Here is a 24,822-nt window from a genome sequence, read left to right on the forward strand (position 1 = left end):
ATGTCCGGACGGTACTGTTCCAGCCATCGTGGCCGAATCACTCGGTCCGGGAAATCGTCGACACCCCCGACCCCCCCGCCCGTCGCCCCGCCGGGTATCTCGGCAGCCCCATCTGCGCCAACACCGCGGCCCCCAGCCGGGACTCCGGGCGGCCCAGGTCGAAGGGCAGGTCGAAGTGGTGCCGCGCCGGCTCCACGATGCTGACCACCGGCGCACCCACCCGGCGCGCCACCTCGGCGAAGTCCTCGTGCTGACGGCCGAACTCCCCCGTCTCGTTGTCACCCCGGGCGATCACCAGCGGTGGCAGGCCGGGTCGGAGGTGGTGCAACGGGCTGTTGCGGTACGCGTCGGACGCGTCCAGGCCGAGCGCGTCGTTGACGTACGTCAGCCGGATCGGCTCAAGGTCGTAGACGCCGCTGAGCAGGCTCGCGCCGGCGATCCGCCCGTCCACCCCGCCCGCCGGGTCCAGCAGCGCCATCACCGCCAGGTGCGCCCCGGCCGAGCTGCCGCTGAGGTGGATGCGGCGCGGATCGACGCCCAGCGCGGGCGCGTTGACGGCCAGCCAGCGCACCGCGCGGCGCACCATCGCGACGATGTCGTCCAGCGGGTGAGCAGGCGCCAGCCCGTAGCCCACGGCGGCGAAGGCGGCTCCCCGGTCCACGAAGTCCGGCGCGGCGAACGCCGCGTCCGCCTTGCCGAGCTCCTGCCAGTAGCCGCCGTGGACGAACACCTGCAGCGGCGCACCCGGGACGGCCGCCGGGAAGAAGTCCAGCAGTTCGGGTGCCTCGGGCCCGTACCGCAGGTCCCGACGGACGGTCAGCCGCGCGCGGGCGGCGGCGCTGTGCCTGGCATAGGCCGCCAGCTCGCCGGGCAGGTCCTCAATGCGGGAACTCGGGGAATAGGCCACGGCCAGTTCGACCCGGTCGAATTCCCGGTACACACGGGCAGCGTCAGTGGTCGCCATCGGCGAAAGTCCCCATCCGGTCGCGGGTGATTGCCGGAATCCGCTCCGGAATGCGCACCAGATTTCGGACGTGGTCACGACAGATTGACCCTCCCGAGGCGATCGGCACCGTCGCGGTCGACGGTGGCGGATCACCCGGTACGGGAGCCGGCGATTCGAAGTGCCGACCAGTAGAGCAGCGGGCCCGCCGCGCGTCGCCGACCGGACGAGAACCGGGCATGAAGCTGACACCACGCCCCGGCCCGGGGCCGGAACGGCAGAATTGCCGGATCCTGCAGCAGATTGCCGACCGTCCGGTTGGTTTCGGCACATTGCTGTCAATCGGGTGGACTCATCGATCGGTGCGATACCTGCGTTCCGTAAGGTCGGAAACCGGGGACCGGGCGGGCCCCCGGACCGGGAGGACTCAATGCACAGCCTCGGCACGCCGGGCGTCCGCACGCCGCGGGCCCCCGCTGTCCCGACCACCCCCCGCCGCCTTCGCCGACGCGATGCGCGCGCTGAGGGCTGGCGACCCGGCGGACGAGGGCACCGAACCCCGTTCGGGCTCAGCTCCAACGTCTGGACCACCAACGAGGCCGAGCGGGAGCGCTTCGTCCGGGACATCCAGGCCGGCGGGGTGTTCTTCAACGGCATGACGGCCTCCCACCCGGCGCTGCCGTTCGGCGGCGTCAAGCGCTCCGGGTTCGGGCGGGAGCTGTCCGGGCACGGGATCCGGGAGTTCTGCAACGTCACCACGGTGTGGATCGGCTGAGCCGGACCACCCGGCCCCGTGCCCGTCCCGGCCGGGTCAGGACGCCATGCGGTGCCGGCCCGGCCCGGGGGTCATCCAGCGGGCGATCACGCCGCCCATCGCGATGAGCGTCAGGCCCCAGAAGATCGCCATCGGCACCAGCACCGGCAGCAGGCTCACCTGGACGGCCACCATGCAGAGGCCGATCGAGAGCGCGATCATGAACGTCACCACGGTGGGGCTGAGGCTGAGCAGCCAGTGCCAGACGCGGTGCCCGAAACCCCGGGCCCTGCGGGCTTCGGGGCCCTCGGCGGCGTCGGCCTGGGCTTCGACTTCCTGGTACGTCAGCAGGTCCATCGGGATCGCCTCCAAGGCTGGACGGCTGGATGGGAGGAACGCCTGACCCGGGAGGGTCAGGAGGCCTTGCGGGGGGCCGAGGACTTCCGGGTGGTGGCCCTCTTCGCCGCCGGGCTCCTCGTGGCGCCCGTCCCGGAGGTCTTCGCGGCGGCTTTCGCGGCGGCTTTCTCGGCGGTCTTCTCGGAGGACTTCTCGGAGGACTTCGGGCCCGCCTTCGGGGCGGTCTTCCTCGCCGGGGCGCGCTTGCGCGGCGCGGGCTCCTCCTCGGCGCCGGCCTCCCCGGCTCCGGCGCCCTCGGCGCCCCGCCCGCCCTTGGCCTGCTTGAGGCTGCTGCGCAGCGCCTCCATCAGGTCGATCACGTTGTCCGGCGCCTCGCCCGGCTCCTCCTCGTGCGGGACCTCCACGCCGTCCAGCCGCGCGGTGATCACCTGCTGCAGCGCCTGCTGGTAGTCGTCGTGGAGCTGGGCCAGGTCGAAGTCCTCGGAGAGGGTGTCCATCAGCGACCGCGCCATCTTGAGCTCCTGCGGCCGGACGGTGACGTCCCCCTCGGGCGCGATGCCGGCCACCGGGCGGACCTCGTCGGGCCAGATGCAGGTCTGGAGCACCAGGGTGTTGTCGTGCACCCGCAGCACCGCGGGCGACTCCCGGGTGCGCAGCGCGATCTTGGTGACGGCGATCTGCCCGGACTCGGTGAGCGCGTCGCGCAGCAGCGCGTACGGCTTGGCGGCGGCCTTGTCGGCGACGCCCACGTAGTAGGCCTTGGAGAACATCAGCGGATCGATCTCGCCCTCGTCCACGAAGGCCAGCACGTCGATGATCTTCTTGCTGGGCAGCGGCAGGTCGGCGAGGTCCTCGTCGGAGAGCGTGACGGTCCGCCCGTCGGGGGACTCGTAGCCCTTGGCGATCTCCGCGTACGGGACCTCCTTCTCCTCCTGCTCGCAGTACCGCTTCATCCGCACCCGGCCGCCGTCCTTGGCGTGCACCTGGTGCAGCGGGACGTCGTGCTCCTGGGTCGCGGAGTACAGGTGGACGGGGATGCTGACCAGCCCGAAGCTGATCGTCCCCTTCCAGGTGGTCTGCATGGGGTCGCTCCTGACCGGCGCCCGGAACCGGCCGGCGCCGAGCACGCTCGGGATGCTCCTGCGGCATGTCCCGAGAGTCCCACTCTGCCCGGATTCGCGCGGATCGTCCACACCGCGCCGACAATGGGCCGAGGAGGTCGATGCGGATGACCGTCCGGAGCCGGCAGGACCGGCAGGACCCGGACCAGGCGCCGCCGCCGGAGCGGTACGGCTACCTGGTGACGTACGCGGTGCGGGGCGAGCCCGGCACACGGCGCGCGGAGGTGACCGTCCTGCCCGGATACTCGCAGGAGGAGGACATCCCCCGGATCCTGGCCGCCCGGCTGACCGGGCGACCGGCGGACGGGGCCGCGATCACCGTCCTCGACGCGCGGCCGATCTGACCGCGCAGGTGCGGGCGATTTGAGCCCCAACAGGGCTTGGCAACCTTTTCGAATACTGACGATGCGTCAGATCTGAGGTTTCCACGCCACCTTTCCACCCACCCTGACCAGGCTTTTTACGTCCGGTAAGCGAACAGTTATCAAAGCATTGTTCCGATACTCGGGCGTAGAAGTTAGGTTGCGACGCAATGCGCGGGCAAGTCCCCCACCCTCCGGCGAGACGAGTCGAGGGTCACACCGCGCTGGAAAGGCACAGGGCACCTTGATGAGTGCGGACACCACCAAGCCCACGACGGCCACCAGGCTCCCCCACCAGCCGGGTCCGACCGGAGAGGGCGGCGACAACCACCTGAAGGCCGGACTCAAGAACCGCCACCTGTCGATGATCGCCATCGGCGGCGTGATCGGCGCCGGCCTCTTCGTCGGCTCCGGCGCGGGCATCGCGACCACCGGCCCGGGCATCCTGCTCTCGTACGCGCTGGCCGGCGCGCTGGTCGTGCTCGTGATGCGGATGCTCGGCGAGATGGCCGCGGCCGACCCGCAGAGCGGCTCCTTCTCGGCGTACGCGGACCGCGCGCTCGGCCGCTGGGCCGGCTTCTCCATCGGCTGGCTGTACTGGTTCTTCTGGGTCGTGGTGCTCGCGGTCGAGGCGACCGCCGGCGCGAAGATCCTCAACAACTGGGTGCCCGGCGTGCCGCAGTGGGGCTGGGCGCTGATAGTGATGGCGGTGCTGACCGCCACCAACCTCTTCTCGGTCGCCTCCTACGGCGAGTTCGAGTTCTGGTTCGCCGGGATCAAGGTGGTCGCGATCGCCGCGTTCCTGGTGATCGGCACCCTCGCCGCCTTCGGTCTGCTGCCGGGCACCCACGCGGTCGGCGCCAGCAACCTCACCGGTCACGGCGGCTTCCTGCCGCACGGGGTGGGCGCGGTGTTCACCGGCATGCTCACCGTGGTCTTCGCCTTCATGGGCAGCGAGATCGTCACCCTGGCCGCCGGCGAGTCGGAGGACCCGGAGAAGGCGGTCAGCAAGGCCACCAACAGCGTCATCTGGCGCATCGGGATCTTCTACCTGGGCTCGATCCTGCTCGTGGTCACCCTGCTCCCGTGGGACTCCGCCGACGTCAAGTCCAGCCCGTACGTGGCGGTGCTGGACCACATCGGCATCCCGGGCGCCGGCCAGGTGATGGACGTGATCGTGCTGACGGCGGTGCTGTCCTGCCTCAACTCCGGGATGTACACGGCCTCCCGGATGGCCTTCTCGCTCGGCCAGCGCGGGGACGCGCCCAAGGCCTTCGCCACCGTGACCTCGCGCGGCGTGCCGCGGGTGGCCATCCTCTCCTCGGTGGTCTTCGGCTTCGTCGCGGTCTTCTTCAACTACACCTCGCCGGACACCGTGTTCGCCTTCCTGCTCAACTCCTCCGGCGCCGTGGCGCTCTTCGTCTGGCTGGTGATCTGCGCCACCCAGCTGCGGATGCGAAAGATCATCGAGCGCGAGATGCCCGAGCGGCACACCGTCCGGATGTGGCTGTACCCGTACCTGACCTGGACGGCCATGGGCATGATCGGGTTCGTCATGGCGTACATGTTCACCGACGCCGACGGGCGCAAGCAGATGTACCTGTCGCTGGTCGCCGCAGCCATCGTGCTGGCGGCCTCGGCCGTGGTGGGCCGACGGCGGCGGGCCGCGGTGGCGGCGGGCTCCTGACCCGTCCGCCCCGCGCGGGAACGCCGGGCCCGGGAGCCGTTGCGGAGGCTCCCGGGCCCGGCGCCGTTCCCGGCCCGCCACCCGCCCCTCTCGTTTGACCAAGGCACGTCAACGGGGATACCAGGGCATGACGCTCCCCCACGAGCGCTCCCCCGCCCCCTCCGGGAGACCCCGTGCCGCCCTTGCCCACTCCCGCGCCGCCCCCACCGCCCCCGGCCCCGCCACCCCCGCCGCCGCCGCCCCGTACGGAACCCGAGTCCGCCCGCCTGCGCTTCGGCCGCCGGCTGCGCCACTGGCGCGAGGCCCGCGGCCTCAGCCAGGCCGAGTTCGGCCGGCTGCTCGGCTACCACGACTCGCTGATCAGCCGGGTGGAGAACGCCCGCCGCTGGCCGCCGCCGGGGATGCCCGCCCGGGCCGACGAACTCCTGCTCGCCGACGGCGAGCTGGCCGAACTCTGGCAGACCGTCCGGCAGGAGCGCGAACGCCTCGGCGAACGCGCCTCCGCCCGGACACCGCCCGCCGCCCGCGCCGCACCACCGGACGCCGCCACCGTCGAGGTGCTCGCCCACCTGCTCGCCGCCTACCGCGCCGCCGCGGGCCGGATCGGTGGCGAGGAGCTGGCCGCCGTCCTGGAGCACCACGCCCACACCCTGCTCGGCGGGCGGCGCCCCGGCCCCCGCGAGGCCCCCGCCGCCGACCGTTCGCTCGCCGCCCAGTACGCCGAGCTCGCCGGCTGGGCCCACTTCGAGGGCGACCGCCCCGCTCGCGCGCTCGGCTGGTACGCCACCGGGCTGGAGTGGGCCCGCGCGACCGGCGACCGGGCCACCGCGGCCTGCCTGCTCGTCCGCCAGAGCGCCCTGTACTGGTGGCTCGGCGACCCGGCCACCGCACTCGCCCTGGCCGAGGCCGCCCGAACCACCGCCCCTCCCCTGCCGGGGCTGCGGGCCTGGGCCGCCCTCGTCCAGGCCCACGCCCACGCACTGGCCGGCCGGGCGGCGCAGGCCGACCGGACGCTGGCCGACGCCCGGCGGCTGACCGGCGCCGCACTGCTCACCGGCGTGCCGACGCCCTGGACGGTGCGCGCCGAGCTGGTCCTGGCCGTCGCCCACGGCACCTGCCACCGGGACCTCGCCCTTCGCACCGGCCGCACCGCCCACGCCCGCACCGCGGCGGCCCGGCTGGAGGCGGCCCTGCGGCTCCTCGACCGGGCCGCCCACCCGCGCGACCACGCCCTGGTCACCGCCCGCCTCGCCGGCGCCCACGCCCTCGCCGGTCACGCCGACGCCGCCCTCGCCCTGCTCGCCCGGCTGCCTCCGACCACCACCGGCCGCATCGCCCGCGAGCAGCGGCGGGCCGGGGAGTGGCTGCGCAGGTGAACGCCCGGACCGAGCCCCCCGGCCCGGACCCGGCGGCCCCGGCCGGGACACGGCTGCGCCTGCCCTGACACGGCGGCGCCCGGTCCGCCGCGGAACAGCAGGACCGGCCACCACCTGCGGGAGTGGTGGCCGGCCCTGCCGCACCGGTCGGACCGGGCCCGGCGGGTCGGCTCAGAGGCCGGCCGCCGCCGCCGCGATGTCGGCCGCGTACGTGCTCACCTGGCTGTAGACACCCGGGTAGCCCGCGCGGGCGCAGCCGTTGCCCCAGCTGACGATGCCGACCTGGACCCAGCGGCCCGCCGCGTCCTTGCGGACCATCGGGCCACCGGAGTCACCCTGGCAGGTGTCGACGCCGCCCTGGGCGACGTACCCCGCGCAGAGCGAGCCGGCGGTGTTCAGGCCCGGATAGGCGCGGGCGCAGGTGGCGTCGTCGACGAACGGCACGGAGGCCTTGAGCAGGTACCGCTGCTGGCCGCCGCCCTCGCGCGCGGCACCCCACCCCATGATGGTGAAGGTGCCCGTGTCGTAGGCGGTGGAGGTGGCGATCGGCAGGGTGCTGACCAGGCTGCTGTTCACCGGTGAGGCCAGCTTGATCAGCGCCCAGTCGTCGCCGTTCTCGGCGCCGGTGAAGGAGGGCGACTGGTACACGTACGAGGAGCGGACCTTGATCGCGCTGCCGCTGTTCAGGTCGACCGCTCCCGCGGTGACGGTGATGCTGCTGTCGGCACCGGTGCCGTCGACGCAGTGGGCGGCGGTGAGCACGATCTGCGAGGTGTACAGCGCGCCGCCGCAGCCCATCGAGAGCCGCACCATGAACGGGAACTCGCCCTGCGTCGCCCGCGTGCCGCCGACCACGCTCGGCGACGGCGCGGGCGAGGCGGCGGCGGGCAGCACGAGCATGCCGGCGCCGAGCACCAGGCCGGCCAGCAGGCCGACGACTCTGCCGAATTGACGCTTCATCAGATCCTCCTTGCAGGTGGGGGAAGACCGAGAGTGGCCCGGCGGGCGGCGCGGCAGGAGGGGGTGGCCCTTGCCGGTCGGAACTGGCAGGAACACGGCAATGCGCGGTTCCGGGTACGGAAGCCCTAGGGTGATCGCCCATGCGAGATCTTGCGGCGGGGATGAAGTACCTGGTCGAGGGCCAGAAGTGGGTGGGCCGGCACGGCCGCTGGTGGGGCTTCGGCATGCTGCCGGCCCTGCTCGCGCTGGTCGGCTACGTCGTCGCGCTCGCCTTCCTCGGCGCCTGGTCCCGGGACCTCGCGGACTGGGCCACCCCGTTCGCCGACCACTGGGGCACTCCCTGGCGGGGCCTGCTGCGCGACGCGCTCGCGGCGGTCGTCTTCGGCGGCGGCCTGCTGTTCTCCCTGCTCACCTTCACAGCCGTCACCCTGCTGGTCGGACAGCCCTTCTACGAGGCGCTCTGCGCCGCGGTCGACGAGACCGAGGGCGGCGCGCCCACCCCGCCGGACACCGCGCTCTGGCGGGAGCTGCTGATCGCGGTGCGCGACAGCGTGTACGTGCTGGCGCGGGTGGCCGCGTTCGGCGTGGCACTGTTCGCCTGCGGATTCATCCCCCTGGTCGGGCAGACGGTGGTCCCCGCGCTCGGCTTCCTGGTGTCCGGCTTCTTCCTGACCGTCGAGCTGACGGCCGTCGCCCTGCAGCGGCGCCGGGTGCCGCAGCCGGAGCGGATCCGGCTGCTGCGCGCCCGGCTCGGGCTGGCGCTGGGCTTCGGCACGCCGCTGGTGCTGGCCTTCCTGGTGCCGCTGGTCACCGTGTTCGCCATGCCGGGGGCCGTCGCCGGGGCCACCCTGCTGGCCCGCGACCTCGTCCCGACCGCACCGGAGGAGGAGAAGGAGGAGGAGCCGCCGGGCCCGGCCCCCGACGTCCCCACCGCCACCGCGCGGCCCGTTCCGGGCAACCCGTACGCGACCCCCTGAGGCCGTCACCGGCCGGTCACGCTGCGCCGACCTCGCCCCCGCCCGCGTGTGAGCCCGCCCACAGGAGGATCGCCATCCACGATCCCCGATAGTGGACGGGCCCCCTCGAACGCCCCGCCCGGCGCCGCCGGGGCACCCGGGCCGGACCGCCCACGACCCCGCCCCGCCTGAAGAACACAGGCCACCACGGCTGCCGGCCCTGCGATCCGTCGCCGCCGACCCGGCCTCCACCTCAGGTGTGCAATTCGGACAATTACCACCAAAGCCATCATCGAAGCCCGCCGCGGCCGCCCCGCAACCACGATGCCGCGTAGTAGCGAACGCCTTTGCCACCCGTCCTCGGCCCTGCCAAGAATGGCCCGTCGCCAGGCAGCGCAGCCGACCACCTCCGCCGCCGCACGGCCCGCCCGCCCCCGCCGCCGGGGCGCCACGGCCGCCCAGGGCGGCCGCACGAGCCCCGCCCGCCCGGAGCCCGTGCGACGCCCCGCCCCCGGTGCCACCGGCACGGCCCCCGACGGAGAAGGATCGCCCGCCCCATGCAGCTCAGCCATGCCCGCCGCAACTCCCTGATCACCGGTGTCGCCACCCTCGTGGTCGCGAGCGCCGCCACCGCCGCCCTCGCCATCCCGCAGGCCGGGAACGCGATCGGGGCCGCCCCCGTGGCCGCCGTCTCGGTGGACAGCCAGCCGGTCGCCGACCAGGTCCCGGCCGACGCCGCCGCCACTGCCGCTGCCGCCGAACAGGCCGCCCAGGAGGCCCAGGCCAAGGCCGCGGCGGACGCCGCCGCCCAGGCCCAGGCCGAGGCGCAGGCCCAGGCGGACGCCAAGGCCAAGGCCGACGCCGAGGCCGCCGCCTCCCGCTCCCAGGAGCGCCAGGACCTCACCAGCGCCCCGGCCGCCTACTCCGGCACCCCGCAGCAGATCGCCGCGCAGATCGTCCCCGCCGGCCAGCTCCAGTGCTTCAGCAACATCGTGTTCCGCGAGAGCAGCTGGAACCCGCTCGCGGTCAACGCCTCCTCCGGCGCCTACGGCCTGGTCCAGGCCCTGCCCGGCTCCAAGATGGCCTCCGCGGGCGCCGACTGGCGCACCAACCCGGCCACCCAGATCAAGTGGGGCCTGAACTACATGAACACCCGCTACGGCAGCCCCTGCGCCGCCTGGTCGTTCTGGCAGGCCCACCACTGGTACTAGACCGGACCACCGGTTCGGCTCCCCCGGGCCCGTGACGCACCCCGCGTCGCGGGCCCCGGCGCGCGTTCCCGCAGGCCGGGAGCCGGTACGGGCGTGGACACGTCCGGAAGGCGGCGTGAAGATATGGCGCGCACTCGTACGGTTTGCCACTGATTGATCGGAATTACGGACCGTCAGGGCTTTGCGACGGTCCGCAGGCCCTCTTACGCTCCGGCGTCATGCCCTCACCCCTGATCAGCGTCGTGCTCCCCGCCTACGACCAGCACGAACAGCTCGCCGACTGCCTGGACTCGCTGCTCGCCCAGTCCCTGGCCGACGTCGAGGTGATCGTCGTCGCCGACCGGTCCCCCGGGGCGGCCGGCGGGCTCGCCGACGCGTACGCGGCCCGGTACCCACGGGTGTCGGTGCTGCACCTGACCGCGGCGGTCGGGGTCGGGGCCGCCCGGAACGCGGGCGCGGCCCGGGCGAGCGGCGAGTACCTGCTGTTTCTGGACGCCGACCACCTGCTGCCCCGGGACGCGCTCCGGACGCTCGCCGACCGGCTCGAGCAGACCGGCCCGGTGGACGTGCTGCTGTTCGGCCACTCCCGCCGGCACCAGGACCGGGACTGGCCGGGCGGGGCCGAGGCCCTGCTCGCCGAGGCCGGCCCCGAACCGTTCGCCCCCTTCGACCGGCCCGCCCTGTTCGGCGCGCCGCCGCTGATCTGGGACCGGCTGATCCGCCGCGGCCACTGGGCCGAACTGGGCCTGGCCTTCCCGCCCGGCCGCTACGAGGAGGTCCCGGTCGCCCACGCCGCGCTGCTCGGCGCCCGGAAGGCCGCCGTGCTGGCACGCGAGTGCGTGCAGCTGCGCCGCCGGGAGACCGTCCACCCGGCGGGCGGCCCGGGCAGCAGCGTCTTCGACCTGTTCGAGCAGTACGAGCGCAGCTTCGCCCTGCTGGAGGAGCAGCCGCACCTGTACGCGGTGCGCGACGCGCTGTTCGTCCGGATGATCCGGCACTACCTGTTCGTCTTCGACCTGGCCGGCTGCGTCACCCGTGCCGAGCGGCCGCAGTTCTTCCACCGCGCCGCCGAGCACCACCGCCGCTTCCAGCCGCCCGGCCACCGCCGGCCGGGCGGCCGCGAGGGGATCAAGTTCTCGCTGCTGGCGGGCGGCGCCTACCCGGCCTTCGAGGTGGCCAAGCTCTCCCACATCGCGCGGGGCACGCTCACCGGGCGGAAATGACCCCGCTCAGATCTGCGCCACGCCGCCCTCGGCGGCCATCGCGGCGGCGATCCGGCGGGCCCGCTCGGCCCGGACCCCGGCGGGCATCGGCGGCAGCACGTCCATCCACAGCGGCAGGGTCGAGCCGCGCAGCTGCGACATCCCCTCCGGCCGGGCGAGCAGCCACAGGTGCAGGTGCGCGGAACCGTCGCCCCAGCGGTTCACGTGGACCCGGCCGATGCCGCCGAGCGACCGTACGGCCCGCTCCACCCTCTGGAGCATCGGGCCCAGCCCCGCGGAGAGTTCGGCCGGCAGGTCCAGCAGGTCGTGGTGGGCGCGCGGCCACAGGAGCAGCGTGGCGGGCAGCCCGTCCGGCTCGTCGGTGGTGCCGAGCCGCCAGTGCTCGTCCGTCCACAGGAAGTCGGTGTCCGGCCGGGCACAGTCCGGGCAGCTCTCCGGGCCGTCCTCGCCGTTCCGGGGCGGTTCGGGCAGCTCCGGCGCCCGGAGTTCCCGGACGGTCAGCTCGCCCTCGTACGGGAAGATCTCCCAGGAGGGCGCGCCGTCCGCCGGGAAGGGCAGCGGCTCGCCGATCGGGAGGCGGGCGAGGTAGGCGTCGGGGCCGGCCGGGTCCGCGGCCGCGGGTTCTTCGATCATGACCGCCGAGCGTGCCACAGGACACCCTGTCGGCGGTACCCCCGTCGTGCCCGGTACCGGTGCGGCGGTACGGCTGCGATCATCGGCGGAGCCGTACTCCTGGGAGGTCCCTGGTGAGCCGTCCGTCCGCCGCCCCCGGGGCCGAGCTGGCCCGCGCGCTGTCCGCCGTACTGCGCGGCGAGGTCCGCTTCGGCGCCGCCGAACGCACCGTCTACAGTCAGGACGCCTCCAACTACCGGCAGTTGCCGCTCGGCGTGGTCAAGCCCGCCGACCTCGACGACGTGCGCACCGCGCTGGCGCTCTGCCGCGAGCACCGGGTGCCGGTGGTGGCGCGCGGGGCCGGGACCAGCATCGGCGGGCAGGCGATCGGCCCGGGGGCGGTGGTGCTGGACTTCCGCCGCCACCTCGGCGCGGTGCTGGAGCTCGACCCGCGGGCCCGCACCGCGCGCGTCCAGCCCGGCACCGTGCTGGACGACCTCCAGCGCGCCGCCCGGCCCCACGGGCTGCGCTTCGGCCCCGACCCGTCCACGCACAGCCGCTGCACCCTCGGCGGCATGATCGGCAACGACTCCTGCGGCTCGCACTCGCTGGCCTGGGGGCGCACCGCCGACAACGTCGAGCGGCTGGAGTTGCTGCTCGCGGACGGCACCGAGCTGACCGTCGGCGGGCGGCTCACCGCCGCGGAGCGCGCCGCGCTCGCCGCACGGCCCGGGCGGATCGGCGAACTCCACACCGAGCTGCAGGAGTTCACCGACCGCAACCTCGCCGTCATCCGGCAGGGCATGCCGCAACTGCCCCGCCGCACCTCCGGCTACCCGCTGGACGCGCTGCTGCCCGAGCACGGCCACGACCTGGCCCGGGCGCTCACCGGCACCGAGGGCACCTGCGCGCTGCTGCTCGGCGCCACCGTCCGCCTGGTCGAGGACCCGCCCGCGCGGGCCCTGGTGGTGGCCGGCTACCCCGACGAGGGCGCCGCCGCCGACGCCGTCCCGGCGCTGCTCCCGTACGGTCCGCTGACCGCCGAGGGCATGGCGGCCGACCTGATCGCCGCGCTGCTCGCCGCCGGCCCGCGCCCGCCCGCCCTGGACCGGTTGCCCGCCGGCGAGTGCTGGCTGTTCCTGGAGACCGGCGGCGACACCCCGTTGGCCGCCTACCAGGCCGCCCGCCGGCTGGGCGACGCGGTGCGCCGCGAGCGCTCGGCCTCCGTCGCCCTGGTCACCGACCCGGTCGAGCAGCGCCAGCTGTGGGCCGTCCGGGAGGCCGGCGCGGGAATCGTCACCCGGCTGCCCGGGGGCGGCGAGGCCTGGCCCGGCTGGGAGGACTCCGCCGTCCCGCCCGAGCGGCTCGGCGACTACCTGCGGGACCTGCGCGCCCTGCTGCGCCGGCACAGCCTGCGCGGCGTCCCGTACGGGCACTTCGGCGACGGCTGCGTGCACCTGCGGATCGATTTCCCGCTGGACGAACCCCAAGGGGTGCTGGTCTTCCGGGAGTTCCTGGAGCAGGCGGCCGATCTGGCGGTCTCGTACGGCGGTTCGCTCTCCGGCGAGCACGGCGACGGCCAGGCCCGGGCCGAGCTGCTGCCACGCATGTACCCACCCGAAGTCATCGGCCTCTTCGGCGAGTTCAAGCGGATCTGGGACCCGGAGAACCTGCTCAACCCGGGCGCCCTGGTCGATCCCCGCCCGCTCGACGCCGACCTGCGCTTCGTCACCGCCCCGCGCCGCACGCTGCCGCTGGCCCTCCCGTACGAACAGGACGGCGGCAGCCTGGTCAAGGCGGTGCACCGCTGCGTGGGCGTCGCCAAGTGCGTGGCCCCGGGCAGCGGGGTGATGTGCCCGAGCTACCTGGCCACCGGCGAGGAGCGGCACTCCACCCGGGGGCGGGCCCGGCTGCTCGCCGAGATGCTGCGCGGGGACGCCGTCCCGGACGGCTGGCGTTCGGAGGAGGTCCGGGAGGCGCTGGACCTCTGTCTGAGCTGCAAGGGCTGCGCGAGCGACTGCCCGGTCCACGTCGACATGGCGACCTACAAGTCCGAGTTCCTGTACCAGCACTACCGGCACCGGCCGCGGCCGCTCGCGCACTACTCGATGGGCTGGCTGCCGCTCTGGCTGCGGGCCGTCGCGCTCGCCCCCGGGGCGGCCAACACGCTCGCCCGCTCCCGGGCCGGCGGGCCGATCAAACGGCTCGGCGGGATCGACCCGCGCCGGGTGCTGCCCGTCCTCCCGCCGGAGACCTTCACCGCCTGGTACCGGCGGCACCGCGCCGCCCACCCGGCCCCGGCGGGCGCCCGGCCGGTGCTGCTGTGGCCGGACACCTTCTCCGACCACCTCCAGCCGAACGTGCTGCGCTCGGCCGTGGAGGTGCTGGAGCACCTGGGCTTCGACGTCCGGCTGCCCGCAGGACCGGTCTGCTGCGGCCTCACCTGGTACTCCACCGGCCAACTCGGAACCGCCCGCCGGGTGTTGCGGCGCAGCCTGCGGGCGCTGACGGGAGCCGGGATCCAGGCCGACACCCCCGTGGTCGGCCTGGACCCCAGCTGCACCGCGATGCTGCGCGAGGACCTGCCCCGGCTGCTCGGCGCACAGGGCCGCCCGCTCGCCGACCGCACCCGCACCTTCGCCGAGTTCCTCGACGAGTACGCCCCGGACGCCCCGCTCCCCCGGATCCCGCTGGACGCCGTCACCCAGACGCACTGCCACCAGCACGCGGTGCTCGGCAGCGCCGCCGACCGCCGGGTGGAGGCCCGGCTCGGCCTGAACAACCGGGTGCTGGACTCCGGCTGCTGCGGCCTGGCGGGCGACTTCGGCTTCGCGCGGGGCCACTTCGAGGTGTCCGAGGCCATCGCGGAGCGGGTGCTGCTGCCCGAGGTGCGGGCCGCCGGGCCGCGAACGGTGGTCCTCGCGGACGGCTTCAGCTGCCGTACCCAGATCTCCCAACTCGCCGACGGGCGGCAGGCTCTGCACCTGGCGGAGCTGATCGCCCGGGAGCTGCGGCCCGGGAGGTGACGAGGGCGCCTCCGGCACGCCCTATCGGGTGCCCTGCGGCTCCTTGCCGGGTGCGTGCGCCGCGAGGAAGGCCCCGGCGTGCGCCGCGGCCTCCTCCCGGGTCGGGTGGCCGACGGCGGCCCCGCCGGTCGTGCCGTCGGCGCCGGTGGCCGTCCAGCGCCAGCCGCCGGCGGCCGCGTCCTCGATCAACTCGGCTGTTCCGCCGAACAGTCGAAGCGATCCCGGGCGCGCCACCGGACGGCTGACGGCCTCCGGCCACTTCTTCCGGGCACCCTGCCGGGTGATGCCCCAGGCCGCGCCGAGCTGTTCGTACCCGGCGCCGTAGGAGCCCGCGGTGGCGGCCGCGCCCGCGGTGAGCCGCTTGACCTCGGCGTCCACCAGCTTCCAGGCGGACAGCACCGAGAGGGCGGCCTCGACCGGCTCGGCGTCCCACATCCGCTCCGCGGGCAGGCCGGTCGCGCGGGCGCGCACGGCGGCGGCAAGGGGGCCGAGGGCGTCGAGAAGGGCCTTGGCCAGCTCGGCCTGTTCCTCATGGGTGATCTCCGCGATCGTCATGCCGACAACTTTAGTTACCAAGTCCCATTCTGACAACCAAAGTTACCGCCGGAGTCGATCGAGGGGGCTCGAACCCCGCCGCTCGGGCGCGAACGGAGTGCCTGAGGAGACCCCGCGCCAGCCCACCACCAGGGCTTCCCCCAGGAAGCCCACACCGATCGACAGCTGGACCGGCCTGGCATCCGGGGCCAGGCCGAAGTGCCCGGCGAGCGCGGCGAAGCAGGCCATCACGGCGAGCGAGAGCGCCGCGACCAGCAAGGTCCGCCCGGTGTAGCGCTGCCACAGCACGCCCTCCCGCTCGTGGACCTGGATGGTGGCGCCGCGCACCGCCCCCAGCGCGAGGCCGAGCGCGGCACCCGCCGCGATCCAGCCGTAGTCGGCCGCGCCGAGGCCGCGCCGCTGGGCGAGCGCCCACACGCCGAGGCCGGTGAGGATCACCGGCGCCGCGAAGAGGTCGCGGGCGTTGAGCGGCTCGCCGCGCAGCCGCCTGATCACCACCACCACGACCACGGCGGCGACCAGCCCCACGTAGACCCAGTTGTCCATTCCCACTCCCCCGAAGTTTTGTAGCTCGACCGTGCTAAATCAGCAATTTAGCTCGCCCGTGCTATAACGGCAACATGCCGAAGATCGTCGACCCCGCCGAGCGCCGCCAGGCCGTCGCCGACGCCGTCCTGCGCGTCGCGGCCCGGGAAGGGCTGGAGCACGCCTCCCTGCGCAACGTCGCCGAGGAGGCCGGACTGGCCATCGGCTCGGTACGGCACTACTTCGCCGGCGGCTCGGAGCTGATGATCTTCGCGATGGGCGAGCTGGCCCACCGGATCGAGGCCCGCATCGGGACCCACGCCGCCGTCCTGCTCAACCCGGCCACCGCCGGCACCGACCGGCGCGAACGGACCGTCCGGCTGCTCGCCGAGACCCTCCCCCTGGACGCCGGACGCCGGGAGGAGTCCGCGCTCTGGCTCTCCTTCGTCACCGCCGCCCGGACCCGGCCCGACCTGCGGCCCCGCGCCGCCGAGATGCAGGCCGGACTCGACGGCCTGGTCCGCCGCGTCCTCACCGAGTCCGAGCGCTCCGGCGGCCTGGCCCCCGGCCTCGACCTCGACGTAGAGACCCGCCGGCTCTCCGCCCTGCTGGACGGCCTCACCCTCCAGGCCGTCCAGCACCCCGACCTGATCGGCCCGGACGAGCTGCGCGCGGTGCTGCGCCGCCACCTCGACACCCTGGCCGCTCCGGCCTCCTGACACCGCGCCAACACCCCCGGCACAATGGCGCGATGACCCTCACCACCGCCGAGGCGGACAGGATTCTGGCCGACCACTTCGCGCCCTGGGTGCAGGACCTGGGCCTGTCGACCGTCGAGGCCGGCGAGCAGCACGCCGTCCTGCGGCTGCCCTGGTCCGACCGGCTCGCCCGCGAGGGCGGCGCGCTGTCCGGCCAGGTACTGATGGCCGCCGCCGACACGGCCTGCGTGATCGCGCTGTGCGCGGCCCGCGGCGGATTCGGCCCGATGACCACCGTCCAGCAGTCCACCACCTTCCAGCGCGCGGTCCTCGCCCGGGACGTCCTGGTGCACGCCAGGATCACCAGGCTCGGCCGCCGGCTCGCCTTCCTCGACATCACCCTCGTCACCGAGGGCACCGAAGGCGCCGGGGGCACCGGGGGCACCGAGGATCCCGCCGCGCACGCCACCGCCGTCTACGCCCTGGGATGACCCGCCCGGCATCCGGCATCCGGCTTCCGCGCCCGCGGGCGCTCGACGGTGTCAGCCCTGGGCGGCCCCCGCGGGCTCCTGCTCCGCGCACACCGCCGAGACGAACTCGGCGACCCGCGCCCGCGGCAGACCGCGCGCGATGTCCGCCTCGCTGATCATGCCGACCAGCTTGTGCTCGGGGTGGTTGATCACCGGCAGCCGGCGCACCTGGTACTGCTCCATCACCCGCAGCACCTGTTCGCAGTCCTCGTCCGCCTCCACCGTCATCGGGCGCCCCTGCGCCAGCTCGCCCGCCGTCACCGACGCCGGGTCACGGCCCTCGGCGACGCAGCGCAGCACGATGTCGCGGTCGGTCACGATCCCCAGCAGCTTGTCGCCCGGCCCGCAGATGGGCAGGGCGCCCACATGGCGTTCCCGCATGATCCGGGCGGCGGCCGCGAGCGTCTCGTGCTCGCGGATGCACTCGGCGCCCGGGTGCATGATGTCGCTGGCTATGGTCATGGTCCGCCTCCTGGCCTGGCTTCCCTTCCCCCGTCCATCGTGGTCCGGGCCGGTGACCGACGCCACCGGGGCCGGCGCGCTCAGCCGCCCCCGGCCGGGCCGGTACGGCCACCCTGCTCGGCCCCGCTGCCCTGCTCGACCCCGCTGCCCTGCTCGACCCGGCCGCTCTCCTCGACCCGGCCGCCCTGCCCGACCCGGCCGTCCGGCGACTCCGGACCGATCAGCGGCGACTTCTCCAACACCTCCTCCAGGGGCGGGGGTTCGTGCCTGGTCTGCTCCGGTTCGAGCTCCTCCTCCGACACCTCGCCGCTCTCCACCGCCTCCTCCACGGCCTTCGCCCCGGCCGCGACCGCGGCAGCCGTCAGCAGGTTCCGCTGCTGGACCTCCGTCGCACTGTCCAGGAAGCGCAGCAGCTCCACCGGGAAGGGCAGCACCAGCGTCGAGTTCTTCTCCGCGGCCACCTCCACCACGGTCTGCAACAGCCGCAGTTGGAGCGCGGCCGGGGTCTTGCTCATCACCGCCGCGGCGTCCGACAGCCGCTCCGAGGCCTGGTACTCGCCGTCCGCCGTGATGATCCGGGCCCGCCGCTCCCGCTCAGCCTCCGCCTGCCGGGCGATCGAGCGCTTCATCGACTCCGGCAGCGCGACGTCCTTGATCTCCACCCGGTCGATCTCGATGCCCCAGCCCAGCGCCGGACTGTCGATCATCAACTCCAGCCCCTGGTTGATCGGTTCCCGGTTGGCCAGCAGGTCGTCCAGCTCGCTCTTGCCGATGATCGAGCGCAGCGAGGTCTGCGCGACCTGGGAGATCGCGAAGTTGTAGTCCTGCACGTTGACCGTGGCCTTCACCGGGTCCTCCACCCGGAAGTAGACCACCGCGTCCACCCGCACGGTCACGTTGTCCCGGGTGATGCCCTCCTGCGCCGGGATCGGCATCGTCACGATCTGCACGTTCACCTTGCGCAGCCGGTCCGCGATCGGCATCAGCGCCACCAGCCCGGGATCGCGCACCTCGTCGCGCACCTTCCCGAAGCGGAACACCACGCCCTTCTGGAACTGCTGGACGACCCTGATGCTCAGGCCCGCCCAGATCGCCCCCAGCCCGGCCAGCGCTCCGAGGGCCCCCAGCACCGCATCGACGATCATGGCGGCCTCCTCGCGGCCTGCGCGCACACCGGCGTGTCCGGCCTGCGCCGACCCTGACCGGCCGGGGACCGCCGGAGCAACTGATTCCACGCTACGCCTGCCCGGTCCGCGCCGGAGCGAACGTCCCACGCCCTAGGATCCTGGCCATGCCGACCGTGGCCGCGTCCTCCTCGCCCGCCGACGACCCCGCCTTCGATCCCGACGATCCCCGCCATCCCGCCGGGGCGGCCGTCCGGGCCGGCGGACTCGCCGCGCTGGACCGCGTCGTCACCGGCTGCCGGGCCTGCCCGCGCCTGGTCCAGTGGCGCGAGGAGACCGCCCGGACCAAGCGCCGCGCCTACCGGGACTGGGACTACTGGGCCCGCCCCGTCCCGGGCTTCGGGCCGCCGGACGCCCCGCTCGTCCTGGTCGGCCTCGCCCCAGCCGCCCACGGCGCCAACCGCACCGGCCGGATCTTCACCGGCGACCCCTCCGGCGACCTGCTCTACGCCGCCCTGTACGAGCTCGGGTTCGCCAACCGCCCCGAGTCCGTCCGCCACGGCGACGGCCTGGAGCTGTCCGGCGTCCGGATCACCGACCCGGTCCGCTGCGCCCCGCCGGACAACAGGCCCAGCACGGCCGAACGCGACACCTGCCGGCCCTGGATCACCCGGGAGCTGGAGCTGATGCGCCCCACCGTGCGCACCGTCGTCGCCCTCGGCGGCTTCGCCTGGCAGGCGATGCTGCCGGTGATCGCGGACGCCGGCTGGCGGGTCCCCCGCCCCCGCCCCGCCTTCGGCCACGCCGCCCTGGCCGTCTTCCCGGCCCTCGACGGCGGCCCGGACCTGCGGATGTACGGCTGCTACCACGTGAGCCCGCGCAACACGAACACCGGCCGGCTGACCACCGCGATGCTCCGGGACCTGCTGCGCGAGGCGGCCCGCTCGGCGGGGCTCGACCCCCGGTAGCCCGCCCCCATCGATGGCCTCGCCCGCTCAACCGCGCTCGCGCGGCCCGGTCAGTCGAACCGCCGGGTGGCCGTGATCCCGCCGTCCACCGGCAGCGTCACACCCGCGACGTACGAGGCCCGGTCGCTCAGCAGCCAGGCGGCCGCCTGCGCCACCTCCTCGTCCGTACCCGGCCGGCCCAGCGGCGTGGAGCGCTCCACCAGCGCGGCGAACTCCGGCCCGGACCCGAAGAACGGCTCGGTGCCCGGCGTGCGCACCACCCCTGGCGCGACGGCGTTGACCCTGATGCCGTGCCGGGCGAGATCGGCGGTGGCCGCCTTCACCAGACCGCTCAGGCCGTGCTTGGCGGCCTGCTGGGCGCCGTCGCCGAAGCCCCCGACCAGCGCCCCCACACCGGAGTTGAGCACCACCGCGCCGCCGCGCCCGGCCTCCGTCATCGCCCGCAGCTGGGCCCGCAGGCAGAGCCAGGTGCCGCGCAGGTTGAGCGCGTGGGTGTCGTCCCACTCCGACTCCGAACGCTCGGTGAGCGGGGCCGGCGGCAGGCCGTTGCCCGCATTGTCGAAGGCCGCGTCCAGCCGGCCGAAGGCCTGCAGCGCGGTGTCCACCGTCCGCTGCGCACCGGCGGCCGTGGTCAGATCGGCGGCGACCGCCACCGCTTCGGCCCCGGTGGCACGCAACTCGGTGGCCAGCTCCTCCACCTCGGTGCCGGAGCGGGCGGCGAGCACCAGCAGCGCGCCCTCCCGGGCGAACAGCCGGGCGGCGGCCGCGCCAATGCCCCGCCCGGCGCCGGTGACGATCGTGACCTTGTCGTCGAGAAGTCCCATGCGGCGAGCCTGCCGCCGTACCCGCCGGCCCACCAGCGGCCGGGCGCTCCCCGGGAACCGGCTTCCTGGGACAGCCAGGTCCTGGCTGTCCCGGGCGAGCTGTGGCAGCCTGACGCGCATGCCCGAGACCCCGCTGGGCGCCTTCCTCCGCGCCCGCCGCGCCCGACTCGCGCCCGCCGACGCCGGCCTGCCCGCCTCCGGACGCCGCCGTACCCCCGGACTGCGCCGCGAGGAGGTCGCCGCCCGCGCCGGGATCTCGGCCGACTACTACGCCCGCCTGGAACAGGGCCGCCAGCGGGTGCCGACCGGCCCGGTCCTCGACGGCCTCGCCGAGGCCCTGCAACTGACCGCCCCCGAGCGCGGCTACCTGCACCGGCTGGCCGCCCGCCCGCACCGCCCGGCTCCGCCGCCCGCCGAAGCCCCGGCGCTCCCCGCGACCACCCTCGCCCTGCTGGACACCCTGGACGCCGCGCCCGCCTTCGTCACCGGCCCCACCTTCGACCTGCTGGCCTGGAACCGGCCCGCCGCCCTGCTGCTGGCCGGGCCGGAACGACGGCCGGCCCGTGAACGGAACCTGCTCTGGCAGGTGTTCTGCTGCCCGTACCGGGACCGCTCGCAAGGCAACACGGCCGCCGAGGGCTCGATCGGCGCCGACCTGGTCGCCTCACTGCGCGCCCAGCACGCCGACCGTCCCCGCGACCGCGCCCTGCTCGCCCTGGTCCACCGGCTGTCGGCCGACAGCCCCGTCTTCGCCGAGCTCTGGGACCGCCACCGCGCCGCCCCGCCCCGTCCCGGCCGCCTCCACGTCCGCCACCCGGCCCTCGCCGCCACCGTCCTCGACTACACCGTCCTGCCCCTCCCCGAGGACGGCCGCCACCTCTTCGCCTTCCTCGCCCCGCCCGACAGCCCCACCCGGCACGCCTTCGCGGCGGCCGGCGGGGACCGGCCCCGGACCGCCGCCGCCCCGGGGTAGCCGCCGCCCCGTGGGTGGCCGCGACTCTTCGCGCACCCGGCGGCGAGCGGAGATCCGCGGGACACGCCCTACCCGAACCGGGCCAGCTTCCGCTTGCCCGCCCGCCGCCAGACGTCCGGCAGCCGCCGCCGGGCGGCCTCGGCCGACGCCAGCTGACGCCCGTACAGGGCGCCGTACCCGAACGGCTCGCCACCGGTGACCGCGTGGGTCGCGAGGGCGGTCGCGGCCACCACGGCGTCCTGGTGCTCGCCCAGCACCTCCTGGACGGCCTTCATCCGCTTCGCGTAGCGCTCGGCCCGGGCGCCGGCCGCCGGGGCGGCGGCCTCGCCGGCGTAGCGGGCGCGCTTGGCCGCCTTGCGGGCCTCGTGGAGCGCGCGGGTCCGCTCGTCGGGGGCGGCGGCAAGGGCCGCCCCGACCCGCCCGGCCGTACGCCGCTGCTCGCGGGCGGCGATGCGGGAGAGCTCCGGGACGGCGCTGCGGGCGGCACGCCGGCGCAGCGGCGGGTCCGCGAGGAAGCCGGCGAGAGCCTCGCCGAGCGCCCGGCGGCGGGGGCTGTCCAGGGCGGCGACCACCTCGGGCCAGATGGCGCGGTACTCGGCCTCGCCCCACCGGTCCAGCGCTGCGGCGACCCGCTGCGGGCCGCACCCGGCGGGCAGCTCGCGGGCCTCGGCGGCCAGCCGTGCGGCCAGCACCTCGCGGTCCCGCGCCCTGCCCAGGACGCCGCCGAGCCAGCGCAGCTCGGCGACCAGCTCGTCGGTCGCTCCGGGGGCGACCAGCCGCCGGAAGGTCTGCAGGGCGCTGCGCAGCCGCCGGCAGGCGACCCGCATCCGGTGCACGGCGTCCGGCTCGTCCGCCCGGACGGCGTCGTCCAGGCCGGCCAGCACTGCCGCCTGCGTCTCCAGGCGGGCCAGCAGCACCTGCCCCACCGTGGTGTCGGGTCTCGCCATGGACGCTCGCCCCCTCGTCGGGTCAGCGGGAACGCCTTCCAGGCTAATCCGCGTCGGGCCGCTGTCGACCGCGCGGCAGCCGGGCGGGCGACCCCGCGGGCGGCCGGGCCCGCCGTCGAGCCCGCTGTCGAACCCCGCAGGCTACTGATCGCGCGTCAGCCGGACCAGGGACCTACGGGCCCTCGTGCCGGATACGAGCGCCATGACATACTCCGGAGCGTGACGACCTCCTCCCGTGCGACCAGGGCCCTGCGGGCCGCGGTGTTCACCGCGCTCGCCGTGCCGATGGCCGCGTTGGGCCAGGTCGTCATCACGGGCCGCCCGCTGCCGCTGTCGCTGGTGGCCTCGGCCGGTGCCGTCGTCTTCCTGGTCGCGGCCGTCCTGGCCGGCGGGGAACGGCGGATGCTGCACATCTCCGGCGTGATGGTGCCGGTCGAGCTGCTGCTCAACACCACGTTCAACCTGGGCCAGGCCGGCTGTTCGCCGGTGCTGGCCGGTCAGGTGCCCGCCCGCGGGGTGAACCTGCTGGTCTGCGGCGGCGGTTCGGTGGACGGCTCGCTGCTGAGCGGCCCGCTGGGCCACGCCGGGCAGTTGGCCCCCGCCGCGACCCAGCTGCTGCTCCTGCTGGTGCACGTGGTGATCGCCCTCGCCGCCTCGGCCTGGCTGCGGATGGGCGACGCCGCCCTGTCCGGCCTGGCCCGGGCGCTGTGCGCGCTGCGCCAGTCGCTGGCCGGCCCGCTGCGCGCCCTGGTCGTCCTGCTGCTCCCCGCGCCGGTGCGTCCGGTGCTGCGGGTGCCGCTGCCGGTGTCGGACCGTGCCCGGCCGCGCCGCGAGGACGTGGTGCTGAGCCCGGCGCCCCGGCGCGGCCCGCCCGCCTTCGCGCCTGCCTGCTGATCACCGTCCCGATCTGATCACCCCCGTACCCGGCCGGACGGCCCCGGTACGCCCGCAGGCAGTGCGCACGACTCCCGCGTTCACCGACCCCGCCGCACCCGGTGCGGCTCCCCGCGCGCACCCGCGCGCCGCGTACAGGAGTTGACTTCCCCATGGCTCAGGCCCCCAGCAAGCAGCAGGCCAAGCGCATCAGTGCCCGTGAGCGGATCCAGGAGGCGCAGCGCCGCGAGCAGCAGGCCGCCAAGCGCCGTCAGCGGATCGTCGTGACGGTCTCCGCGGTCGTCGTGCTGGCCCTCGCGGGCGGTGTCGCCGTCGCGATCAACTCGGCCTCGGACAAGAACGACAAGTCCTCCGCCGCCGCGTCGGCCCCGCTGGTCACCCCCGCCAACGCCTCCGGCCCGAACGGCACGGTGATCACCTACGGCAAGGCCGACGCCCCGCACACCATGGAGATCTACGAGGACTTCCGCTGCCCGGTCTGCAAGCACTTCGAGGTGGCCAACGGCGAGACCGTCAAGAAGCTCACCGAGGACGGCCGGATCAAGGTGGAGTTCCACCTGGCGGCGTTCCTGGACAAGAACCTCGGCGGCAAGGGCTCGCGCACCGCGCTGGCCGCGGCCGGCGCCGCGCTGAACGAGGGCGTGGACAAGTTCAAGGCCTTCCACGACGTGCTGTACGCCAACCAGCCGGACGAGCGCGAGGACGGCTTCGGCGACGTCGACCACATCCTGGACCTGGCCGGCCAGGTGCCCGGGCTGAAGACGGACGCCTTCGTGAAGGCGGTGACCGACAAGACCTACGCCCCGTGGGCGGCCAAGGTCTCCGACGCGTTCAACGGCAGCGGGGTGACCGGCACGCCGACCGTCAAGGTGGACGGCAAGCAGATCACCCTGTTCGCCGGCAACGCCGTGGTCCCGGCCGAGCAGTTCACCGCGCAGGTGAAGCAGGCCGCCGGCCTCCAGTAGGCCGCGCCTCCGCCCCCGCGCACCACCGCACCGTACGGCACCACCCGGCCCGGCCGAACTCCCGGCCGGGCCGGCTCCTCCCAGCCAGCCACCGGAGTGTGCTGTCATGACCGCCGCTACCACCGTGCACCCGTCCCGCTCCGCTCCCGACTCCGCCGCCGCCGCCCGGGCCCCGATCGGCGCGAGCCGGGCCTACGCCCTCCTGCTGTTCCTGGGCGGCCTGGTCGGGCTGGCCGCCTCGGCCGTCCTGACCTTCGACAAGCTCCGCATCCTGGAGAACCCCTCCTACGTCCCCAGCTGCAACATCAACCCGATCATCAGCTGCGGTTCGGTGATGCGCACCGAGCAGGCGGAGGTCTTCGGCTTCCCGAACCCGCTGCTCGGGCTGGCCGCCTTCGGCGCGCTGACGGCGATCGGCGCGGGGCTGCTCGCCGGTGCCGGGTACCGGCGCTGGTTCTGGCTGGGCCTGAACGCGGGCACCGCGCTGGGCGTGGTGTTCGCGCACTGGCTGATCTACCAGGCGCTGTACGACATCGGCGCGCTGTGCCCGTACTGCATGGTGGTGTGGGCCACGGTGGTGGTGCTGTTCTGGTACACGACGCTGCACAACCTGCGCACGGGCGTGATCCCGGCGGGCCCGCGGGCGGGGGTGGTCGTCCGGGAGGCGGCGCGCTACCACTGGGCGCTGCCGGTGCTGTGGGCGGCGGTGATCGCGCTGCTGGTCCTCAACCGGTTCTGGTCCTACTGGAGCACGCTGCTCTGACCGCCC

The 24,822-nt window shown here is 74.8% G+C and carries 25 protein-coding genes and 1 pseudogene; 15 read left to right on the forward strand and 11 right to left on the reverse strand.

The window, feature by feature from the left end; all coding sequences use genetic code 11:
* Window positions 1–37: 37 nt before the first annotated feature.
* On the reverse strand, window positions 38–964 hold the full coding sequence (locus ACFVVA_RS11890) for an alpha/beta hydrolase (protein WP_387688340.1): 927 nt from the start codon (window positions 962–964) through the stop codon (window positions 38–40).
* A 535-nt stretch (window positions 965–1,499) separates the two neighbouring features.
* Here ACFVVA_RS11890 and ACFVVA_RS11895 point away from each other — a divergent pair.
* Window positions 1,500–1,718 (forward strand): annotated as a pseudogene (locus ACFVVA_RS11895) (aldehyde dehydrogenase family protein); the annotation flags it as partial.
* Between the two features lie 36 nt (window positions 1,719–1,754).
* Here the strand turns inward: ACFVVA_RS11895 and ACFVVA_RS11900 are convergent.
* Window positions 1,755–2,054, reverse strand: coding sequence for a hypothetical protein (locus ACFVVA_RS11900; protein ID WP_359909114.1), 300 nt, complete (start codon window positions 2,052–2,054; stop codon window positions 1,755–1,757).
* Window positions 2,055–2,110: 56 nt separating this feature from the next.
* Window positions 2,111–3,136 carry a Ku protein gene (locus tag ACFVVA_RS11905; RefSeq protein WP_387688343.1) on the reverse strand — a complete coding sequence of 342 codons (1,026 nt, stop codon included), beginning with the start codon at window positions 3,134–3,136 and terminating at the stop codon, window positions 2,111–2,113.
* A gap of 146 nt (window positions 3,137–3,282) precedes the next feature.
* On the opposite strand from ACFVVA_RS11905, the gene ACFVVA_RS11910 reads away from it, so the two are divergent.
* The 3 genes from ACFVVA_RS11910 (at window position 3,283) to ACFVVA_RS11920 (ending at window position 6,600) form a co-directional block, all read left to right on the forward strand.
* Window positions 3,283–3,519: a hypothetical protein gene (locus ACFVVA_RS11910; protein ID WP_387688345.1), complete on the forward strand. Its 237-nt coding sequence runs from the start codon at window positions 3,283–3,285 to the stop codon at window positions 3,517–3,519.
* A gap of 265 nt (window positions 3,520–3,784) precedes the next feature.
* Window positions 3,785–5,224 (forward strand): amino acid permease, encoded by a 1,440-nt coding sequence (locus tag ACFVVA_RS11915; RefSeq protein WP_387688347.1) that lies wholly within the window; start codon window positions 3,785–3,787, stop codon window positions 5,222–5,224.
* A gap of 182 nt (window positions 5,225–5,406) precedes the next feature.
* Window positions 5,407–6,600 carry a helix-turn-helix domain-containing protein gene (locus tag ACFVVA_RS11920; RefSeq protein ID WP_387688349.1) on the forward strand — a complete coding sequence of 398 codons (1,194 nt, stop codon included), beginning with the start codon at window positions 5,407–5,409 and terminating at the stop codon, window positions 6,598–6,600.
* Window positions 6,601–6,771: 171 nt separating this feature from the next.
* Here ACFVVA_RS11920 and ACFVVA_RS11925 read toward each other — a convergent pair whose 3' ends face one another.
* Window positions 6,772–7,560 (reverse strand): S1 family peptidase, encoded by a 789-nt coding sequence (locus ACFVVA_RS11925; protein WP_387688351.1) that lies wholly within the window; start codon window positions 7,558–7,560, stop codon window positions 6,772–6,774.
* A 140-nt stretch (window positions 7,561–7,700) separates the two neighbouring features.
* Between ACFVVA_RS11925 and ACFVVA_RS11930 the strand changes: the two genes are divergently transcribed.
* The 3 genes from ACFVVA_RS11930 to ACFVVA_RS11940 all read left to right on the forward strand — a co-directional run bounded on the left by ACFVVA_RS11930 (window position 7,701) and on the right by ACFVVA_RS11940 (window position 10,950).
* Window positions 7,701–8,537, forward strand: a complete 837-nt coding sequence (locus tag ACFVVA_RS11930; protein WP_387688353.1) for an EI24 domain-containing protein — start codon at window positions 7,701–7,703, stop codon at window positions 8,535–8,537.
* 536 nt (window positions 8,538–9,073) lie between these two features.
* The gene (locus tag ACFVVA_RS11935; protein WP_387688355.1) at window positions 9,074–9,727 is read left to right on the forward strand and encodes a transglycosylase SLT domain-containing protein; all 654 of its coding nucleotides are present in this window, start codon (window positions 9,074–9,076) and stop codon (window positions 9,725–9,727) included.
* 218 nt (window positions 9,728–9,945) lie between these two features.
* A complete protein-coding gene (locus tag ACFVVA_RS11940) occupies window positions 9,946–10,950 on the forward strand; it encodes a glycosyltransferase family 2 protein (RefSeq protein WP_387688357.1) in 1,005 nt (334 codons plus the stop codon).
* 6 nt (window positions 10,951–10,956) lie between these two features.
* Here the strand turns inward: ACFVVA_RS11940 and ACFVVA_RS11945 are convergent, their stop codons facing one another.
* Window positions 10,957–11,583, reverse strand: coding sequence for a hypothetical protein (locus ACFVVA_RS11945; protein WP_387688359.1), 627 nt, complete (start codon window positions 11,581–11,583; stop codon window positions 10,957–10,959).
* Between the two features lie 113 nt (window positions 11,584–11,696).
* Here ACFVVA_RS11945 and ACFVVA_RS11950 point away from each other — a divergent pair, with 113 nt between their 5' ends.
* Window positions 11,697–14,588 carry an FAD-binding and (Fe-S)-binding domain-containing protein gene (locus ACFVVA_RS11950; RefSeq protein WP_387688361.1) on the forward strand — a complete coding sequence of 964 codons (2,892 nt, stop codon included), beginning with the start codon at window positions 11,697–11,699 and terminating at the stop codon, window positions 14,586–14,588.
* 21 nt (window positions 14,589–14,609) lie between these two features.
* Here ACFVVA_RS11950 and ACFVVA_RS11955 read toward each other — a convergent pair whose 3' ends face one another.
* Window positions 14,610–15,143, reverse strand: coding sequence for a hypothetical protein (locus ACFVVA_RS11955; protein WP_387688363.1), 534 nt, complete (start codon window positions 15,141–15,143; stop codon window positions 14,610–14,612).
* A 42-nt stretch (window positions 15,144–15,185) separates the two neighbouring features.
* Window positions 15,186–15,689, reverse strand: a complete 504-nt coding sequence (locus tag ACFVVA_RS11960) for a DUF1453 domain-containing protein (RefSeq protein ID WP_387688365.1) — start codon at window positions 15,687–15,689, stop codon at window positions 15,186–15,188.
* 74 nt (window positions 15,690–15,763) lie between these two features.
* On the opposite strand from ACFVVA_RS11960, the gene ACFVVA_RS11965 reads away from it, so the two are divergent.
* Together ACFVVA_RS11965 and ACFVVA_RS11970 are read left to right on the forward strand one after the other, a co-directional pair.
* Window positions 15,764–16,387, forward strand: a complete 624-nt coding sequence (locus tag ACFVVA_RS11965) for a TetR/AcrR family transcriptional regulator (RefSeq protein WP_387688367.1) — start codon at window positions 15,764–15,766, stop codon at window positions 16,385–16,387.
* A 32-nt stretch (window positions 16,388–16,419) separates the two neighbouring features.
* Entirely contained in the window at window positions 16,420–16,857 is a 438-nt protein-coding gene (locus ACFVVA_RS11970; protein ID WP_387688369.1) for a PaaI family thioesterase, read from the forward strand.
* 51 nt (window positions 16,858–16,908) lie between these two features.
* Here ACFVVA_RS11970 and ACFVVA_RS11975 read toward each other — a convergent pair whose 3' ends face one another.
* Together ACFVVA_RS11975 and ACFVVA_RS11980 are read right to left on the reverse strand one after the other, a co-directional pair.
* On the reverse strand, window positions 16,909–17,358 hold the full coding sequence (locus tag ACFVVA_RS11975; RefSeq protein WP_359909066.1) for a CBS domain-containing protein: 450 nt from the start codon (window positions 17,356–17,358) through the stop codon (window positions 16,909–16,911).
* A gap of 80 nt (window positions 17,359–17,438) precedes the next feature.
* Window positions 17,439–18,500, reverse strand: a complete 1,062-nt coding sequence (locus ACFVVA_RS11980; protein ID WP_387688750.1) for a slipin family protein — start codon at window positions 18,498–18,500, stop codon at window positions 17,439–17,441.
* A gap of 149 nt (window positions 18,501–18,649) precedes the next feature.
* On the opposite strand from ACFVVA_RS11980, the gene ACFVVA_RS11985 reads away from it, so the two are divergent.
* Window positions 18,650–19,450 carry a uracil-DNA glycosylase gene (locus tag ACFVVA_RS11985; RefSeq protein WP_387688371.1) on the forward strand — a complete coding sequence of 267 codons (801 nt, stop codon included), beginning with the start codon at window positions 18,650–18,652 and terminating at the stop codon, window positions 19,448–19,450.
* Between the two features lie 50 nt (window positions 19,451–19,500).
* Here ACFVVA_RS11985 and ACFVVA_RS11990 read toward each other — a convergent pair whose 3' ends face one another.
* Window positions 19,501–20,274 carry an SDR family NAD(P)-dependent oxidoreductase gene (locus ACFVVA_RS11990; protein WP_387688373.1) on the reverse strand — a complete coding sequence of 258 codons (774 nt, stop codon included), beginning with the start codon at window positions 20,272–20,274 and terminating at the stop codon, window positions 19,501–19,503.
* A 118-nt stretch (window positions 20,275–20,392) separates the two neighbouring features.
* Between ACFVVA_RS11990 and ACFVVA_RS11995 the strand changes: the two genes are divergently transcribed.
* Entirely contained in the window at window positions 20,393–21,247 is an 855-nt protein-coding gene (locus ACFVVA_RS11995) for a helix-turn-helix domain-containing protein (protein ID WP_387688375.1), read from the forward strand.
* A 68-nt stretch (window positions 21,248–21,315) separates the two neighbouring features.
* Here the strand turns inward: ACFVVA_RS11995 and ACFVVA_RS12000 are convergent, their stop codons facing one another.
* The gene (locus tag ACFVVA_RS12000; RefSeq protein ID WP_387688377.1) at window positions 21,316–22,194 is read right to left on the reverse strand and encodes a CHAD domain-containing protein; all 879 of its coding nucleotides are present in this window, start codon (window positions 22,192–22,194) and stop codon (window positions 21,316–21,318) included.
* Window positions 22,195–22,413: 219 nt separating this feature from the next.
* Between ACFVVA_RS12000 and ACFVVA_RS12005 the strand changes: the two genes are divergently transcribed.
* The 3 genes from ACFVVA_RS12005 to ACFVVA_RS12015 all read left to right on the forward strand — a co-directional run bounded on the left by ACFVVA_RS12005 (window position 22,414) and on the right by ACFVVA_RS12015 (window position 24,816).
* Window positions 22,414–23,088 (forward strand): hypothetical protein, encoded by a 675-nt coding sequence (locus ACFVVA_RS12005; protein ID WP_359909048.1) that lies wholly within the window; start codon window positions 22,414–22,416, stop codon window positions 23,086–23,088.
* Between the two features lie 152 nt (window positions 23,089–23,240).
* Window positions 23,241–24,053 (forward strand): thioredoxin domain-containing protein, encoded by an 813-nt coding sequence (locus tag ACFVVA_RS12010; RefSeq protein WP_387688380.1) that lies wholly within the window; start codon window positions 23,241–23,243, stop codon window positions 24,051–24,053.
* Between the two features lie 106 nt (window positions 24,054–24,159).
* Window positions 24,160–24,816 (forward strand): vitamin K epoxide reductase family protein, encoded by a 657-nt coding sequence (locus ACFVVA_RS12015; protein WP_387688382.1) that lies wholly within the window; start codon window positions 24,160–24,162, stop codon window positions 24,814–24,816.
* Window positions 24,817–24,822 lie beyond the last annotated feature (6 nt).

It is taken from the genome of Kitasatospora sp. NPDC058048 (assembly GCF_042885555.1).
GTDB classification, from domain to species: Bacteria; Actinomycetota; Actinomycetes; order Streptomycetales; family Streptomycetaceae; genus Kitasatospora; species Kitasatospora lactacystinica.

Bases quoted from the DNA above. Each gene is read 5' to 3' on its own strand.
- ACFVVA_RS11890 (WP_387688340.1), bottom strand. From the start codon at position 964: ATGGCGACCACTGACGCTGCCCGTGTGTACCGGGAATTCGACCGGGTC.
- ACFVVA_RS11900 (WP_359909114.1), bottom strand. From the start codon at position 2,054: ATGGACCTGCTGACGTACCAGGAAGTCGAAGCCCAGGCCGACGCCGCC.
- ACFVVA_RS11905 (WP_387688343.1), bottom strand. From the start codon at position 3,136: ATGCAGACCACCTGGAAGGGGACGATCAGCTTCGGGCTGGTCAGCATC.
- ACFVVA_RS11910 (WP_387688345.1), top strand. From the start codon at position 3,283: ATGACCGTCCGGAGCCGGCAGGACCGGCAGGACCCGGACCAGGCGCCG.
- ACFVVA_RS11915 (WP_387688347.1), top strand. From the start codon at position 3,785: ATGAGTGCGGACACCACCAAGCCCACGACGGCCACCAGGCTCCCCCAC.
- ACFVVA_RS11925 (WP_387688351.1), bottom strand. From the start codon at position 7,560: ATGAAGCGTCAATTCGGCAGAGTCGTCGGCCTGCTGGCCGGCCTGGTG.
- ACFVVA_RS11930 (WP_387688353.1), top strand. From the start codon at position 7,701: ATGCGAGATCTTGCGGCGGGGATGAAGTACCTGGTCGAGGGCCAGAAG.
- ACFVVA_RS11935 (WP_387688355.1), top strand. From the start codon at position 9,074: ATGCAGCTCAGCCATGCCCGCCGCAACTCCCTGATCACCGGTGTCGCC.
- ACFVVA_RS11940 (WP_387688357.1), top strand. From the start codon at position 9,946: ATGCCCTCACCCCTGATCAGCGTCGTGCTCCCCGCCTACGACCAGCAC.
- ACFVVA_RS11945 (WP_387688359.1), bottom strand. From the start codon at position 11,583: ATGATCGAAGAACCCGCGGCCGCGGACCCGGCCGGCCCCGACGCCTAC.
- ACFVVA_RS11955 (WP_387688363.1), bottom strand. From the start codon at position 15,143: ATGACGATCGCGGAGATCACCCATGAGGAACAGGCCGAGCTGGCCAAG.
- ACFVVA_RS11960 (WP_387688365.1), bottom strand. From the start codon at position 15,689: ATGGACAACTGGGTCTACGTGGGGCTGGTCGCCGCCGTGGTCGTGGTG.
- ACFVVA_RS11965 (WP_387688367.1), top strand. From the start codon at position 15,764: ATGCCGAAGATCGTCGACCCCGCCGAGCGCCGCCAGGCCGTCGCCGAC.
- ACFVVA_RS11970 (WP_387688369.1), top strand. From the start codon at position 16,420: ATGACCCTCACCACCGCCGAGGCGGACAGGATTCTGGCCGACCACTTC.
- ACFVVA_RS11975 (WP_359909066.1), bottom strand. From the start codon at position 17,358: ATGACCATAGCCAGCGACATCATGCACCCGGGCGCCGAGTGCATCCGC.
- ACFVVA_RS11985 (WP_387688371.1), top strand. From the start codon at position 18,650: ATGCCGACCGTGGCCGCGTCCTCCTCGCCCGCCGACGACCCCGCCTTC.
- ACFVVA_RS11990 (WP_387688373.1), bottom strand. From the start codon at position 20,274: ATGGGACTTCTCGACGACAAGGTCACGATCGTCACCGGCGCCGGGCGG.
- ACFVVA_RS11995 (WP_387688375.1), top strand. From the start codon at position 20,393: ATGCCCGAGACCCCGCTGGGCGCCTTCCTCCGCGCCCGCCGCGCCCGA.
- ACFVVA_RS12000 (WP_387688377.1), bottom strand. From the start codon at position 22,194: ATGGCGAGACCCGACACCACGGTGGGGCAGGTGCTGCTGGCCCGCCTG.
- ACFVVA_RS12010 (WP_387688380.1), top strand. From the start codon at position 23,241: ATGGCTCAGGCCCCCAGCAAGCAGCAGGCCAAGCGCATCAGTGCCCGT.
- ACFVVA_RS12015 (WP_387688382.1), top strand. From the start codon at position 24,160: ATGACCGCCGCTACCACCGTGCACCCGTCCCGCTCCGCTCCCGACTCC.